The organism is Halopseudomonas sp. (assembly GCF_041579695.1).
In the GTDB taxonomy this organism is placed as follows: Bacteria; Pseudomonadota; Gammaproteobacteria; order Pseudomonadales; family Pseudomonadaceae; genus Halopseudomonas.
This window is the reverse complement of sequence record NZ_JBFGFI010000032.1, coordinates 1-16252: the sequence shown is the minus strand read 5'-3', so window position 1 is coordinate 16252 and position 16252 is coordinate 1. Positions and strand designations below refer to the sequence as shown.

General features: G+C 60.6%; 13 protein-coding genes and 1 pseudogene. 12 read left to right on the top strand and 2 right to left on the bottom strand.

Annotation, left to right across the window (positions count from 1 at the left end; genetic code table 11):
* Positions 1–24: 24 nt before the first annotated feature.
* Positions 25–363 carry a Rieske (2Fe-2S) protein gene (locus ABYA88_RS08630; RefSeq protein WP_373186696.1) on the top strand — a complete coding sequence of 113 codons (339 nt, stop codon included), beginning with the start codon at positions 25–27 and terminating at the stop codon, positions 361–363.
* A gap of 23 nt (positions 364–386) precedes the next feature.
* Here ABYA88_RS08630 and sfsA read toward each other — a convergent pair whose 3' ends face one another.
* On the bottom strand, positions 387–1091 hold the full coding sequence (gene sfsA, locus ABYA88_RS08625; protein ID WP_373186694.1) for a DNA/RNA nuclease SfsA: 705 nt from the start codon (positions 1089–1091) through the stop codon (positions 387–389).
* An 11-nt stretch (positions 1092–1102) separates the two neighbouring features.
* Positions 1103–2266, bottom strand: a complete 1164-nt coding sequence (locus ABYA88_RS08620; protein WP_373186692.1) for a pyridoxal phosphate-dependent aminotransferase — start codon at positions 2264–2266, stop codon at positions 1103–1105.
* 267 nt (positions 2267–2533) lie between these two features.
* Here ABYA88_RS08620 and dksA point away from each other — a divergent pair, with 267 nt between their 5' ends.
* From dksA to ABYA88_RS08565, 11 genes and pseudogenes are all read left to right on the top strand, one after another.
* The gene (gene dksA, locus ABYA88_RS08615; RefSeq protein ID WP_373186690.1) at positions 2534–2977 is read left to right on the top strand and encodes an RNA polymerase-binding protein DksA; all 444 of its coding nucleotides are present in this window, start codon (positions 2534–2536) and stop codon (positions 2975–2977) included.
* 83 nt (positions 2978–3060) lie between these two features.
* Complete coding sequence (gluQRS, locus tag ABYA88_RS08610) at positions 3061–3963, top strand: tRNA glutamyl-Q(34) synthetase GluQRS (RefSeq protein WP_373186689.1); 903 nt, start codon at positions 3061–3063, stop codon at positions 3961–3963.
* A 122-nt stretch (positions 3964–4085) separates the two neighbouring features.
* The gene (locus ABYA88_RS08605) at positions 4086–4262 is read left to right on the top strand and encodes a hypothetical protein (RefSeq protein ID WP_373186688.1); all 177 of its coding nucleotides are present in this window, start codon (positions 4086–4088) and stop codon (positions 4260–4262) included.
* Positions 4246–7197 (top strand): ATP-binding protein, encoded by a 2952-nt coding sequence (locus ABYA88_RS08600; RefSeq protein WP_373186687.1) that lies wholly within the window; start codon positions 4246–4248, stop codon positions 7195–7197. The genes ABYA88_RS08605 and ABYA88_RS08600 overlap by 17 nt, the downstream gene beginning before the upstream one ends.
* Before the next feature lie 34 nt (positions 7198–7231).
* Positions 7232–8420: pseudogene (locus ABYA88_RS08595) on the top strand (sigma-54-dependent transcriptional regulator); the annotation flags it as partial.
* Positions 8421–9503: 1083 nt separating this feature from the next.
* Positions 9504–10883 carry a polynucleotide adenylyltransferase PcnB gene (locus ABYA88_RS08590; RefSeq protein ID WP_373186686.1) on the top strand — a complete coding sequence of 460 codons (1380 nt, stop codon included), beginning with the start codon at positions 9504–9506 and terminating at the stop codon, positions 10881–10883.
* Entirely contained in the window at positions 10880–11383 is a 504-nt protein-coding gene (gene folK, locus ABYA88_RS08585) for a 2-amino-4-hydroxy-6-hydroxymethyldihydropteridine diphosphokinase (protein ID WP_373186685.1), read from the top strand. Before ABYA88_RS08590 ends, folK begins: the two co-directional genes overlap by 4 nt.
* Before the next feature lie 53 nt (positions 11384–11436).
* Positions 11437–12231: a 3-methyl-2-oxobutanoate hydroxymethyltransferase gene (gene panB, locus ABYA88_RS08580; protein WP_373186684.1), complete on the top strand. Its 795-nt coding sequence runs from the start codon at positions 11437–11439 to the stop codon at positions 12229–12231.
* A gap of 5 nt (positions 12232–12236) precedes the next feature.
* A complete protein-coding gene (gene panC / locus ABYA88_RS08575) occupies positions 12237–13088 on the top strand; it encodes a pantoate--beta-alanine ligase (RefSeq protein WP_373186682.1) in 852 nt (283 codons plus the stop codon).
* 173 nt (positions 13089–13261) lie between these two features.
* A complete protein-coding gene (gene acs / locus ABYA88_RS08570) occupies positions 13262–15202 on the top strand; it encodes an acetate--CoA ligase (RefSeq protein ID WP_373186681.1) in 1941 nt (646 codons plus the stop codon).
* A gap of 73 nt (positions 15203–15275) precedes the next feature.
* Positions 15276–16252: acetyl-CoA C-acetyltransferase (locus tag ABYA88_RS08565; RefSeq protein WP_373186680.1), on the top strand; the 977-nt coding region annotated here is incomplete at its 3' end.

The window sequence follows — 16252 nt, the reverse complement described above, 5'->3', positions numbered from 1 at the left end:
GGTGGCGACAGAGATAATGCGTCGATGAAAGAGACTGACGACTACCTGCCCGCCCCGCTGTGCCTTTTTGACGACCTCGCCGATCCCGGCAGCCTGGGTGTCGAACGCGACGGTGAAATGCTGATGGTGATTCGCCAGGGAGCGCGTGCCTATGTATACGTCAACCGCTGTCCCCATCGCGGCGTTCCGCTGGAATGGGTGCCCGACCAGTTCCTCGACAGCTCCGGCAGGCTGATCCAGTGTGCCAGCCACGGCGCACTCTTCCTGCCGGAAAACGGCGAGTGCGTCGCTGGCCCCTGCGCCGGCACATTCCTGCAACCGCGCGCATGCCACATCGGCAACGGCCAGGTCTGGCTCGACTGAGCACACTGAAAGGTCTGTCCCGCTCATAGCTCCACCGGCAATTGCCCTGCCACTGCAAGGCCCTCGGGCGTTGGTATGACCGACCATGCAATGATCTCCACACCCTGCGCTGCGGCGTGGCGAAGCAGCCGGCCATATTCCGGATCGATCTCATCGGCTGGCCGTACCCGCTCGATACCTGCGTGCATCACGCAGAACAGCAGACAGGCACGCCGACCGCTGGCCGCCAGGTCGGTGAGTTCGCGCAGGTGTTTCTGTCCGCGCAGGCTGACCGCGTCAGGGAAGGCACCCAAGCCCTCGCCAACCGCCATGGTCACGCTCTTGACCTCGACCACGCATTCGCCCGGCCCGCTGAGCATGAAATCGAAGCGGCTTGCCCCGCCGGGCAGCCTGACTTCGGGACGCACCGTCGCGTAGCCAGCGAGCGGCGTGATCAGATCCAGCGCCAGCGCAGCAGCAATGACCGAGTTGGCCCGGGCGCTATGGATACAGGCCAGCCCGCCGGGACCGGTCTCGACCAGCTCCCAGCTGCCGGGAAGCTTGCGCCCGGCCTTCTGTTCCAGGCGAATCCAGACACGACTGCCGGGCTCGGCGCAGCCTTTCATCGATCCTGTGTTGGGGCAGTGCACGGTCAGTTCGCGTCCGTCGTCCAGGCGCACATCGGCGAGAAAGCGCTTGTAGCGCTTGAGCAGCGTGCCGCCTTGCAACAGCGGCGCAAATGGAAGCATTCCTGCAGACACTACCCGAGCCCCCGTTCCAGTCGTTCGATCGCCTGGTACAGGCGATCCAGAGATGCTGTGTAGGCGAAGCGTACATGCTCATGCTGACGATAGTCGCCGAAGTCCAATCCGGGGGTAATCGCCAGATGCTGATTTTCCAGCAGGTGCCGGCACAGCGCGCCGCTGTCGCTGGAGTGCGTGCCGATGTCTGCGTACAGGTAGAAAGCCCCCTGCGGCGTCACCGGGATGCCGAAACCGAGATCACGCAAGGCAGGCAATAGAAAGTCACGGCGCGCCTGGAATGCCTGGCGACGCGTCTCGCAGATAGCCCGGCTTTCCTCGCCAAAGGCCGCGAGCGCCGCCAACTGGGCCATGTGCGGCGCACAGATGTACAGGTTCTGCGCCAGCTTCTCCAGCTCGGGAATAGCTGATTCGGGAGCCACCAGCCAGCCCAGTCGCCAACCGGTCATGCCGAAATACTTGGAGAAACTGTTCAGCACGAATGCATCCGGCGCGACCTCGAGCACCGAGCTGGCCTCACAGTCGTAGGTCAGGCCATGATAGATCTCGTCCACGACCAGATGTCCGCCCAGCCTTTGCGTCACATCGGCCATCGCGTTCAATTGCGCCCTGCTCAGCAGGGTACCGGTGGGATTGGACGGGGAAGCCGCCAACACCGCAGAACAATCCGCGTCCCAGTGCTGCTCGATCAGCTCCGGCGTTAGCTGGTAGTCACTCTGCGGACCCGTCGGGATCATCTTCGCGTGAGCTCCGAGCAGACGCAGAAAGTTGCGATTACAAGGATAGGATGGATCGGCCATCATCACACTCTGCCCCGGATCGACCAGCAGCGAGGCCACCAGGAGCAACGCTGCCGAGCCTCCGGGCGTGACAACCACCCGCCGGGGATCGAGATTCACGCCGTAGCGCTGGGCATAGGAAGCCGCTATCGCCTCGCGCAACGCCGGCAGGCCCAGCGCCGGGGTGTACCCGGTATGGCCATTAGCCAAAGCAGACTGTCCGGCGCGGACGATGGGAGCAGGCGTGGAAAAGTCCGGCTCACCGATCTCCATATGGATCACATCATGGCCCTGTGATTCCAGTACTTTCGCCCGCGCCAGCACACTCATCACATGAAAAGCCTGAATGTCCCGTGTACGGTGTGCCCACCCCTGCCTGCGCATGCCTGCTCCCTGTCGATCTGGTTGGTTGTCGGGTTGATGTGGTGCCTGGCGCTGCTTGCCACCTGCGGATGATACCCGTCCGTGGCGGGGCGGACAGCCTGTTTACATGCATAGTGGCAAGCCAGACCAAACATCTGACGGCAAACAGTAGCGCGGTTGATCAGGTTCTGGTAGTTTTGCCCGCTTGCACGCCACTGGGTGCACCTTCAGGCCATCCGCAACGTGGGCCTGGCACTGGAAGATCGAGCTAAAAAGTGAGGGGTTCTCATGCCCAGCAATGCCAAAGAAAAAAGTTCAATGTTGATCCGCGGGTTCGCACCCTACAAGGAAAAGAAGGGCGAGGAGTACATGAACGAGCAACAGCTCGAGCATTTCGCCGCCATTCTCAACGGCTGGAAACGCGAGTTGATGGAAGAGGTAGATCGCACCGTGCATCACATGCAGGATGAGGCTGCCAACTTCCCCGATCCTGCCGATCGCGCCAGTCAGGAAGAAGAATTCAGTCTCGAGCTGCGTGCCCGTGACCGCGAGCGCAAGCTGATCCGCAAGATCGACCAGACCCTGCAGCGGATCGAAGACGAAGATTACGGCTTCTGTGATTCGTGTGGTGTGGAGATCGGCATTCGTCGCCTTGAGGCTCGCCCGACCGCTACGCTGTGCATCGACTGCAAGACTCTGGCTGAAATAAAGGAAAAGCAGGTGGGCAGCTGATCAGCCCCCTGTCGACCATCCCTGCCCCTCCACGGTGCCAGGGTTGGTCGATTTTCTTCGCCTGCTGAAACAGGCTGCCTGCAATGACCTCGCCCTCTGTACCCTATATCGGACGCTTCGCTCCAACGCCCAGCGGCCACCTGCATTTCGGCTCCCTTCTCGCCGCTCTAGCCAGCTATCTCGATGCCCGCCAACAGCAGGGCCAATGGCTGGTACGCATCGAAGATCTTGACGGCCCGCGCAACAAGCCCGGCGCCCAGGAGCTGATACTCAAGGCGCTGACAGCCCATGGCATGCAATGGGACGGCGAGATCCTGGTGCAAAGCCAACAGCAGGCACGTTACCAGGCGCAGATTCACGACTGGCTTGACCGCGGCGTCGCCTACTACTGCGATTGTTCTCGCAGTGATCTGACAGTGCACAACGGGATCTATCCGGGTACCTGTCGCGAGCGCAATCTGCCTCCCGCCGACAACCATGCCGTGCGCGTACGGGTAACTGATGAGCCTACGGTGTTTACTGACCGACTGCAGGGGGAAGTGGTCCAGCGCCTGGAAAGCGAGGTCGGCGATTTCGTGATCCGTCGCCGCGACGGCATCATTGCCTACCAGCTGGCCGTGGTGATGGACGACATCGCCCAGGGCGTTACCGATATTGTGCGCGGTGCCGACCTGCTCGACTCCACGCCCCGCCAGCTGTGGCTGTACCGGCTGTTGCAGGCGCCGCGTCCCAGCTACATGCACCTCCCGCTGATGATGGCCCGACGCGGCCAGAAGCTGAGCAAACGGGTGGGTTCGGCACCGGTCGAGGGGCCGCAGGCGTCTGGCAGTCTTTTCGCTGCGCTGAATGTGCTGGCTCAGCAGCCGCCCTGGGAGCTGCAAAATGCGCCGGTGGCAGAACTGATTGCCTGGGGTATCGAACACTGGCAGCCCCGGCGCCTCCCCGCCCGGCGGGAAATACTGCACCAGGAAGACGCATCCGGATGAGACCGACACCCTGCGGAGCTTGGCAAGCGAGTCTCGCCTGATTACCCTAGTACACTACCTGCTCCGTCGCATGGCGTGCAGGCAACCCACGACAGCCCGCTGTCGCCGATCTATGGATGCCCATGTATATCTACCGCCTGGTACTCTTGCTGGTGATCGGCATATACCTGTTCTCGCCCGCCATCATGGATTGGTGGATCGAGCCGCAGGGCGCCTGGTATCGCCCCTATGTGCTCTGGCTGATCCTGATCATCGCCGGCATTGTGTTGCAGAGTCCGAAAGATGCCGATGAGCTTTGAGCTTAGCCACCTGCTCCTGGTCAGCATTCTCTATCTGCTGACCCTTTTCGGCGTTGCCTGGATAACCGAGCGCGGCATGCTGCCCCGGGCACTGATGCGTCATCCCGCTATCTACACGTTATCACTCGGCGTTTACGCCAGCGCCTGGGCCTTCTACGGCACGGTGGGTCTGGCCTATGAATACGGTTACGGCTTTCTCACCTACTATCTCGGGGTGTGCGGCGCCTTTCTGCTCGCTCCGGTGCTGCTCAATCCGATTCTGCGCATTACCCGCACCTACCAGTTGTCGTCCCTGGCCGATCTTTTTGCGTTCCGCTTTCGCAGCACCCTGGCCGGCACCCTGACCACCCTGTGCATGCTGATTGGCGTATTGCCGCTACTGGCGCTACAAATCCAGGCAGTCGCCGACTCGGTACAGATTCTTACCCAGGAAACCGGTCAGAATTCGGTAGCGCTGGGCTTCTGTGTACTGATCACCCTGTTTGCGATCCTGTTCGGCGCCCGGCATATATCCACCCGGGAAAAGCACGAAGGCCTGGTGATGGCGATCGCCTTCGAATCTCTGGTCAAACTGGTCGCCATCGGCGCAGTCGGGCTTTACGCATTGTACGGCGTGTTCGGTGGCCCGGCGGGCCTGGAGTCCTGGCTAACCTACAATCAACAGGCTTTGCAGACCCTGCATTCGCCCCTGCAGGAGGGCCCGTGGCGCACCTTGCTGCTGGTGTTTTTTGCCGCCGCGATCGTCATGCCGCACATGTATCACATGGCCTTCACCGAGAACCTCAACCCAAGGGCGATGGCGACAGCCAGCTGGGGGTTACCGCTGTTCCTGTTGCTGATCAGTCTGGCGGTACCGCCGATTCTCTGGGCCGGCCTGCATCTGGGCGTACCTACCAACCCTGAGTATTTCACCCTGGGCCTGGGTGTCGCGGCCGGCCAAGACTGGCTTACGCTGCTGGCCTTTATCGGCGGCCTGTCCGCCGCCAGCGGCCTGATCATCGTCGTCACCCTGGCCCTTTCCGGCATGGTGCTCAACCACCTGGTACTGCCGATCTACCAGCCGAGCGCGGAAAACAACATCTACCGCTGGCTGTTGTGGACCCGACGCACGTTGATTGCGGCAATCATCATGGCCAGCTACGGCTTCTACCGGCTGCTCGGAGCAGAGCAGGACCTGGCCAATCTGGGCATTGCCTCATTTGTCGCTACCGTGCAGTTCCTGCCTGGTGCGCTCTCGGTTCTGTACTGGCAACAGGCCAACCGCCGCGGCTTCATCGGCGGCCTGATTGCCGGCATGCTGGTCTGGGCCATTACCCTGCTGCTGCCCCTGGTCACCGAAGTCACCGGACTGCAGGTCCTCGGCCAGACCCTGAGTTTCAACGCCGACACCTGGCATCTGGCTGCCATCGCCTCGCTGGCCGCGAACATCTTTGCCTTCACCAGCATCTCGTTGTTCACCCAACGCTCGCATGAGGAACAAAGTGCCGCGGAAGCCTGCTCTGTGGATAACGTCAGCCGCCCCCAGCGTATGGCGCTGATCGCCGACTCGCCCCAGGAGTTTGCCCAGCAACTGGCCAAGCCCCTGGGCAACAAGACCGCCCAGCAGGAAGTCGAGCAGGCCCTGCGCGATCTGCAATTGCCCTTTGACGAACGTCGGCCCTACGCCCTGCGCCGCCTGCGCGACCGCCTCGAAGCCAATCTTTCGGGCCTGATGGGCCCCAGTGTGGCGCAGGAGATCATCAGTACCTTCCTGCCATTCAAGCTGGCGCGCGAGGGTTACATTACCGAAGACATCCACTTTATCGAGAATCGGCTGGAAGACTACCATTCGCGTCTCACCGGCCTCGCAGCCGAGCTCGACGCGCTGCGCCGCTACCACCGCCAGACCCTCCAGGACCTGCCCATGGGGGTCTGCTCGCTGGCCAAGGACAATGAAGTACTGATGTGGAATCGGGCCATGCAGGCACTCACCGGAATAAGTGCCGAAGATGTGGTGGGGTCGCGCCTTGACAATATCGAGGCGCCCTGGAACGAGCTGCTCGGCCGCTTCGTCAGCGATCAGTCGGCCCACCTGCACAAGCAGAAGCTCGTGGTGAATGGACAGACCCAGTGGCTGAACCTGCACAAGGCTGCCATCGATGAACCCGGTAACGTCGTCAGCAGCGGCCTGGTGCTGCTGATCGAGGATCAGACCGAGACCCAGATGCTCGAAGACGAACTGATGCACTCCGAGCGGCTGGCGTCAATCGGTCGCCTGGCCGCTGGGGTGGCCCACGAGATCGGCAATCCGGTCACCGGCATCGCCTGCTTGGCGCAGAACCTGCGCGAAGAATCGGATCAGCCCGAGGCCCGTGAGATGGCCGACCAGGTAATGGAACAGACCCGACGGATCTCCCGTATCGTCCAGTCGTTGGTCAATTTTGCCCACGTGGGCAGTCGCCATAACAACAGTAACGAAGCAGTCGATCTCGCTAGCTGTACCAGCGAGGCGATTCATCTTCTGTCACTCAATCGACAGGGAACCGAGGTGATTTATGTTAACCTCTGCAATCCCGAACATGTGGTCGCCGGTGATAGCCAACGCTTGGTCCAGGTCCTGATAAACCTGCTGGGCAATGCCCGCGATGCAAGTCGCAACGCCGACACCATCACCATCTCGACCCAGCAGAACGAGCATCAGGTCCTGCTGCACGTCGAGGATCAGGGCAGCGGGATAGACAAGGCCATCATGGATCGCCTGTTCGAGCCTTTTTTCACCACCAAGCAACCAGGGACAGGAACTGGGCTCGGATTGGCACTGGTCTACTCGATTATCGAAGAGCACTATGGACAGATAACCGTCGACAGCCCGGCAGATCCAATACTCCAGCGCGGCACGCGGTTTACCATCACCCTGCCCCGCTACAGCGTTTTGAGCTACGGTGTTACTGCCTGATTCTCTTTCGGCGGTCACCGCGCATGAGGTACCTATGTCACATATCTTGGTTGTAGAAGACGAGGCAATCATCCGCTCGGCACTGCGCCGCCTGCTCGAGCGGCATCAGTACCAGGTCAGCGAAGCCGGATCGGTTGCCGACGCGGTGAACCAGTTCGACCTCGGCACCTTCGATCTGGTGATCAGTGACCTGCGGTTGCCGGGCGAGCCCGGTACCGAAATGATTCGCAGAGCGCCCGATACACCGGTACTGATCATGACCAGCTACGCCAGCCTGCGCTCGGCTGTCGACTCGATGAAACTCGGCGCCGTGGACTACATCGCCAAGCCTTTTGATCATGAAGAAATGCTGCAGACCGTCGCCCGTATCATCCAGGACAGCCAGGCGCGGCGTAACCCGACACCGGTCGCGGTCGACCCCGCGGCTGAAATCAGCAGCTCCTCGGCAGGGCAACAGCCCGCCGTGGTCAAGAATGCGACCATGGGTATCATCGGCTCGAGTCCGGCGATGCAGACCCTGTTCAAACGCATCGGCAAGGTGGCACCGACCGATTCCACGGTACTAATTCAGGGTGAATCGGGTACTGGCAAGGAACTGGTCGCCAAGGCATTGCATGAGCATTCACGGCGCGCCAAGGCACCGATGATTTCGGTCAACTGCGCGGCTATTCCTGAAGCACTGATTGAATCCGAGCTATTCGGTCACGAAAAGGGCTCGTTCACCGGGGCCACCGCAGGGCGTACCGGCCTGGTCGAAGCGGCGGATGGTGGCACCCTGTTCCTCGACGAGATCGGCGAGCTGCCATTGGAAGCCCAAGCGCGCCTGTTGCGCGTACTGCAGGAAGGAGAAATTCGCCGCGTCGGCTCGGTGCAGTCGCACAAGGTTGACGTACGCCTGGTAGCAGCCACGCACCGCGATCTCAAGACGCTGGCCCGCCAGGGATTGTTCCGGGAGGATCTATACTATCGTCTCAACGTAATTGAACTCCGGCTTCCACCATTGCGCGAACGTGGCGACGACATCATGCTGATCGCCGAAGCGCTGCTTGCCCGCGCTGCCCGGAACATGAACCAGAGCGGTCTGCACTTCAGCGCGGAAGCCAAGCAGGCCATCAGCCTGCACACCTGGCGCGGCAACGTGCGAGAGCTGGAAAACGCCATCGAACGCGCAGCCATTCTGTGCGACGAAGATGAGATTTCGACCGAACTACTGGGTATCGAGCTCGATATCGAGCACGAGCGCGCATCCCAGGCCGCCAGCGCCCTGCAGACAATGAGTCACGAACAGAACGTCAGCAGCGAACCCACCGAGGATCTGTCGCTGGAAGATTATTTCCAGCATTTCGTCCTTGAGCATCAGGATCGCATGACCGAAACCGAGCTGGCCAACAAGCTGGGCGTAAGCCGCAAGTGTCTGTGGGAGAGACGTCAGCGACTCGGCATCCCACGCAAGAAAACCGCCAACTCCTGAACCCCCGCCTCTGAACCGGCCAGCGCCTCATTTCAACGCCTTGTGCTTGCCGGACAGAGTGTTACCCGTTAACCGATCGTAAACCTGGCAAGTGTTACCCCCACCTCGACCCCACGTAACACTTCTGCGGGTTGATAGGTAACGTCACCCCGGACCCATACCCTGCGTCATACCGCCAGAAAAACCCAACATGTTGTTTTTAAAGGGAATGTCAAAGTTGGCACGGCGAATGCTTTATATCTGGCACAACAACAATAAAAACCAAAAAACATAATAAAAATAAGATCTGACTGCACACACAATAAAAACAATACGTGAAAGTCGCAGCAAACTGATTTTTTTGGAGAATGTGTGTACTTGCTCTGCGGACAGGGTGTCCGTCTGGATAGAACAATAAAAGTTGCCTGAGCAACCTGACGATCCAGAGCCAATGATAGGCCTTGAGTTTAGCCATAAGCTTCCAAAGCAATCCGTTTGTTTTCGGCAGCCCGGGATGGGTAACCAGATAGCGGCATTGCCGCTAATGCCTAAGAAGAAAAATTGCTGAAAAACAACAAGAATAAGAAAACCATTGGGGGGAGTTCATACTCCCCTTGAGTTTCTCGCTTTACCCCCCCTCCTGTTTCAATCGCCACTTTCGCTCAATTTCCGCACTTAATTTAATTTCCGCACCATTCAGGCTAGAATGCCCCAGTCAAGTCAGGCAGTGTGCTGACTCGGGCCTATCGTCGTGGTTACTCCAGCGATCAGTTCCCCAGTGCTGCTCCCCTGACATTCATGCTAAGTGCAGCCCTCTGAAACCGGGTTGAAAAATGCCGGTGGAAAGCCTGAACCTATGATTCGAAAGCTGTTGAAGAAACTGCCAACCCCCTTTGGCCGCCAAGCCCACAGGCGCACCACGCCGTCGGTCATCCCCGCCAGTCAGCACAATTTGCGGCGTGAGCGGCTGAGCAAGAACGCAGTGAACGTAGTCGAAAGACTGCAACAGGCCGGATACCAGGCATTTGTCGTTGGCGGCTGCGTCCGCGATTCCCTGCTGAACATGTCCCCCAAGGACTATGACGTCGCAACCAGCGCCACGCCCGAGCAGGTCCGCGCCACCTTCCGCAACGCGCGGCTGATCGGCAGAAGATTCAAGCTGGTGCATGTGCACTTCGGTCGCGAGATCATTGAGGTCGCCACCTTTCGCGCTAGCCATGCCGAAGATGACGCCGGCGAACCGCAGGGCGCTGAACAATCTCGCCAGAGCGAGTCCGGCCGCCTGCTGCGTGACAACGTCTATGGCAACTTCGAGCAGGATGCACAGCGCCGGGATTTCACCATCAATGCGCTTTATTACGATGTCAGCACCGGGTATATACATGACTATGCCAACGGCATGCACGATATCCGCAACGGGCTGATACGGCTGATCGGCGATCCCGCACAGCGTTACCAGGAAGACCCGGTCCGCATGCTGCGGGCAGTGCGTTTTGCCGCCAAGCTGGATTTCGAGATCGAGCCACACAGCGCCGCGCCGATTCCGGACATGACTGATCTGCTGTTTGATATCCCCCCGGCACGGCTGTTCGACGAGTCGCTTAAACTGCTTATGAGTGGTCAGGGAGAGAAGACTTTCGACCTGCTGCACTACTACTATCTGTTCGAGCCGCTGTTTCCAGATACCGAAGAAGCGATCGAGGAAAACCCTGATTACAGTCTCGCGCTGATTCGTCAGGCATTGCGCAATACCGATGATCGCATACGTGATGGTCGCCCGGTCACTCCAGCATTTCTTTTTGCCGCTCTGCTCTGGCCGGCACTGGCACCGCGCATCCGCGACCTGGAAGCACAGGGCATTCCGACCATTCCCGCACAGCAACAGGCCGCGCAGGACCTGCTCACCGAGCAGTGCCAGCACATCGCCATACCCAAGCGATTCAGTGTCCCTCTGCGCGAAATCTGGGACATGCAGCCCCGCCTTGAGAGGCGCAACGGCCGTCGCGCCGATCAGCTACTGGAACATCCGCGCTTTCGCGCCGCCTATGACTTTCTGTTGTTACGCGAGGCGGCCGGTGAACAGACCGACGGCCTGGGTCAATGGTGGACGCGCTATCAGGACGCCGCGGGCGACCAGAGGCGCAAGATGATCAGCGAACTGGATGACAGCGGCGCTGGCCCGAAGCGCTCGCGCGGCCGCAAGAAACGCAAACCCAGGACCTCGGCGGACTCATGAGCCACCGCTGCCATATCGGCCTGGGCAGCAATCAGGCTGAACCGCGAGCGCAGCTGCGCCAGGCTTGCGAGTCGCTTGCGGCCCTGGCCGGGACCCGGCTGCTGCGCTGTTCACGTCTATATCGCAGCGCACCCATGGGCCCGCAGGATCAGCCAGACTACGTCAACGCGGTGGCCCTGATCGACACGACCCTGACGCCCCTTGCCTTGCTCGACGCGCTGCAAGCCATCGAGCAGCAGCAGGGGCGCCAGCGCAAGGCCGAGCGATGGGGCCCGCGTACACTGGATCTCGACATCCTGCTGTATGCAAACCAGCAGATAGACAGCGACCGGCTGCGCGTACCGCATTACCATATGCATGCGCGCCCCTTCGTACTATATCCGCTGGCCGAACTCGATCCGGACCTGATTCTTCCGGATGGCACCCCTTTGCAACATCTGTTGCAAAATTGCCCTGCGCAAGGCATCGAAGCTATTGCCGATATGCCGGCACAGGGGTAAAAGATGTCTCCCGAATACAGACGCAACCGTGCGCCGAACCAATGGAACCCGCCATGCCTGACGTAACCCTGACAACGCTGAGCAAGCTCAAGCAGACTGGTGAAAAGATCACCTGCCTTACTGCCTATGACGCCACCTTCTCCCAGCTGGTCAATGAGGCCGGCGTGGAGATGATTCTGGTGGGCGATTCGCTGGGCATGGTTTTGCAGGGCAATGACAGCACCTTGCCCGTCACTGTCGCCGACATGGCCTACCACACCCGTGCCGTTAAACGCGGCAACAGCAGCGCCTTTATCATGGCCGACCTGCCTTTCATGTCCTACCCCAATGTCGAACAGGCCCTGGCCAGCAGCGCCCAGCTCATGCAGGCGGGCGCGCACATGGTCAAGCTCGAGGGAGCCGGCTGGCTGGCTCCGATCATCCAGGCCCTGGTACAGAACGGAGTGCCTGTGTGCGCGCATCTGGGGCTGACCCCGCAGGCGGTGAACCTGCTCGGCGGCTACAAGGTGCAGGGACGTATCGACGCCCAGGCGCAGGCCATCCTGGATGACGCCAAGGCACTGGAAGCGGCCGGCGCCAGCATGTTGCTGCTCGAGTGCGTCCCCAGCGCCCTGGCCAATGCAGTAACAGCCGCTGTGTCAGTGCCGGTGATCGGCATTGGTGCCGGCAGCGGCACCGACGGCCAGGTCCTGGTAGTGCATGACATGCTCGGACTGACACGCGGTCACCGTCAGCCACGTTTCGTGAAAAACTTCATGCTTGACCAGCAGGATGTGCCGTCCGCCCTGCGCGCCTATGTCGACGCGGTGAAGAACGTCGAATTCCCTGCCGCCGAACACGAGTTTTAATAACGATGAACACCCTGCACACCATCGCCCAGCTGCGCGCAGCACTTAATCGTGCCCGGCAGGACGGCAAGCGGATCGGTCTGGTGCCGACGATGGGCAACCTGCACGCCGGCCATGTCACACTGGTTGCCAAGGCACGCCAGCGAACCGATTTTGTCGTCGTCAGTATTTTCGTCAATCCGCTGCAGTTCGGCGCCGGCGAAGATCTGGAAAGCTACCCCCGGACCCTGGAAGAAGACCAGCGCAAACTGCTGGATGCCGGAGCCGACCTGGTCTTCGCGCCCAATGTGAAAGAAATGTATCCCGAGGGCATGGCGGGTCACACTCGCATCAGTGTGCCGGTCGTTTCCGAAGGCCTGTGCGGCGCCAGTCGACCCGGGCATTTTGAAGGGGTGGCCACCGTGGTGTGCAAGCTGCTCAATATAGTGCAGCCCGATCTTGCCGTGTTTGGCCAGAAGGATTACCAGCAGTTGGCCGTTATCCGCAAAATGGCCCATGACCTTTGCCTGCCGGTACAGGTCATGGGGGAGCCGACGGTGCGTGCCGACGACGGCCTGGCCCTGTCATCACGCAATGGCTATCTCAGTCCCGAGGAGCGGAAAATTGCGCCGGTCCTGTTCGAGACGCTGCAACAGGTTGCCAAGGCAATCCAGGCCGGCGCGCGGGATTACCCGGCGCTGATTGAAGCCGCCCGCCAGCGCCTGGCCGATTCCGGTCTGCGCGCCGACTACCTGGATCTGCGCGACGCCATCACCCTCGAACCGGTCGATGCCGAAAACCGCGACATGGTGATCCTCGCCGCGGCCTACCTGGGCAAGACCCGGCTCATCGACAACCTGCTGTTTCATCTGAACTGATATCTCACTCCTCTCCAAACCCTTTTTTTGGCACGCTGCCAGCTTGCCGCTGCCTCCCCTGCGGCGGCGTGCTATCAGACCAAAGAAGGGTTGAATTGCCTGCGGTAATGGTCGACGCTTAAAGCAAGAATGCTTCCGGCTGTGCCGCAGAAAATAACAAGAGGACCCGAGTCATGTACAAGATCGAAAACCACAAGGTATCCGACGCTGCCCGCGCGGATACACACATCGACGAAGCCGGCTACAACCGGCTGTACAAGCAGTCAATCGAGCAGCCGGACCAGTTCTGGGCCGAACAGGCCGAGCGCTTTCTGACCTGGGACAAACCCTGGAGCCGGGTACACGAGAGTGACATGAATAAAGGCGAGGCCGCCTGGTTCATTGACGGCAAGCTGAATGTCAGCACCAACTGCATCGATCGCCATCTGGCTACCCGCGGTGATCAGACGGCGATTATCTGGGAAGGCGACGACCCTTCCAATTCACTGAATATCACCTATCGCGAACTCCATGAGCATGTCTGCCGGCTGGCCAACGTCCTGCGCGCCCGCGGCGTAAAAAAGGGCGAGCGCGTCTGCCTGTATATGCCGATGATCCCCGAAGCAGCCTATGCCATGCTCGCCTGTGCGCGCATCGGCGCGGTGCATTCGGTGGTATTCGGCGGCTTTTCACCGGATGCCCTGCGTGACCGTATCAACGATTCCGACTGCCAGGCCGTGATCACGGCGGACCAGGGCGTACGCGGCGGCAAGAATGTCCCGCTGAAACAGAACGTGGACAAGGCGCTGCAGGAATGCCCCGGCGTACATACCGTGGTTACCGTCAAGCGCACCGGTGGTGATATCGGCTGGCATGAGAACCGCGACATCTGGTACCACGAGGCATGCGCCGCAGTCAGCACCGAATGCAAGGCCGAATCGATGGACAGCGAAGATCCGCTGTTCATTCTCTATACCTCCGGCTCCACCGGCAAACCCAAGGGCGTACTGCACACCACCGGCGGCTATCTGCTCGGTTCGGCCATGACCCACCATTACGTTTTCGACTACCACGAGGGTGAGGTGTACTGGTGTACGGCGGATGTGGGCTGGATCACCGGCCACTCCTACATCGTCTACGGCCCCTTGTGTAATGGCGCGACCACCTTGATGTTCGAGGGCGTGCCGACCTACCCCGATGCCTCGCGTTGCTGGCAGATCGTCGACAAGCACAAGGTCAATATCTTCTACACCGCTCCGACCGCGATCCGCGCGCTGATGGCCCAGGGTAACGAACTGGTTACCGGCACATCCCGCGAAAGCCTGCGCCTGCTCGGCAGCGTCGGCGAGCCGATCAACCCCGAAGCCTGGGAGTGGTACTACCACGTGGTCGGTGAGATGCGCTGTCCGATCGTGGACACCTGGTGGCAGACCGAGACTGGCGCGATCATGATCACGCCCCTGCCCGGGGCAACAGACCTCAAGCCCGGCTCGGCCACTCGCCCGTTCTTCGGTGTCGAGCCGGCGCTATACGACCCCGAGGGTAACGAACTGGAAGGCGCCGCCAGCGGCAACCTGGTTATCAAGCGCTCATGGCCGAGTCAGATCCGGACCGTATACGGCGACCACCAGCGTCTGGTCGATACCTATTTCAGCACATACAAGGGTGTGTATTTCACCGGTGACGGCGCCCGCCGCGACGAAGACGGTTACTACTGGATCACCGGGCGGGTGGATGACGTGCTCAACGTCTCCGGTCACCGTATCGGTACCGCGGAAGTGGAAAGCGCTCTGGTACTGCACGACTCGGTGGCCGAAGCGGCCGTGGTTGGTTGCCCGCATGACATCAAGGGCCAGTGCATCTACGCCTATGTGATGCCAATGCGCGGCATTACGCCGAGCGACGAGCTGATCAAGGAACTCAAGGCATTCGTTGCCGAGCAGGTAGGCTCCTTCGCCAAGCCCGATTTCATCCAGTGGACGCCCGGGCTGCCGAAGACCCGTTCAGGCAAGATCATGCGCCGCATTCTGCGCAAGATCGCCTGCAATGAGCTCGACACCATGGGCGACATTTCCACCCTGAACGATCCAGCGGTCGTCGAAGAACTGATCGAGCACCGATTGAATCGCGCGTGAGACACATCTTGTCCTGATCTGGCGAGCCCTCTATGCTTGTGCCCTTTAAAGCATTCGCATAGAGGAATCGTCCATGCAAGATGTCGTGATTGTCGCCGCTACCCGCACTGCCATCGGCAGCTTTGGTGGCCAGTTTGCCAACATTCCTGCCCATGAACTGGGCGCGACGGTCATCCGCGCCTTGCTGGAAAAAACCGCCATCGACCCCGCCATTGTCGATGAAGTCATCCTCGGTCAGGTGCTTACCGCCGGTTGCGGCCAGAATCCAGCGCGCCAGGCGGCTATTCACGGCGGCCTGCCCTTCAGCGTTCCCGCTCTCAATCTGAACAAGGTCTGTGGCTCCGGCCTCAAGGCGCTGCATCTGGGTGCCCAGGCGATCCGCTGCGGCGACGCCGACGTGATCATCGCCGGCGGCCAGGAATCCATGAGTTTGTCGCCACACCTGATGCCGAGCTCACGCACTGGCTTGCGCATGGGCCATGGCAAGCTGATCGACAGCATGATCCACGACGGCCTGTGGGATGCCTTCAATGATTACCACATGGGCATCACCGCGGAAAATCTGGTCAACAAATATCAGATCAGTCGCGAAGAACAGGACGCGTTCGCCGCTGCCTCGCAGCAAAAGGCGGTGGCTGCGCAGGAAGCCGGCCACTTCGACGCCGAGATCACACCGGTCAGCGTCCCCCAGCGCAAAGGGGATCCTCTGCAGGTAGCCCGCGACGAGAACCCTCGCGCTGGCACCACTGCCGAAGCCCTGGGCAAGCTGCGTCCGGCTTTCCAGAAAGATGGCAGTGTCACCGCCGGAAACGCCTCCGGCCTGAACGACGGTGCCGCTGCGGTGATGCTGATGAGCGCAGCCAAGGCGCAGGAGCTGGGTTTGCCGGTTCTGGCACGCATTGCAGCCTACGCCAACGCTGGCGTCGATCCGGCCATCATGGGTATTGCTCCGGTATCAGCTACGCAGCGTTGCCTGCAGAAAGCTGACTGGCAGATTGCTGACCTTGACCTGATCGAGGCGAACGAAGCCTTCGCCGCCCAGGCGCTGTC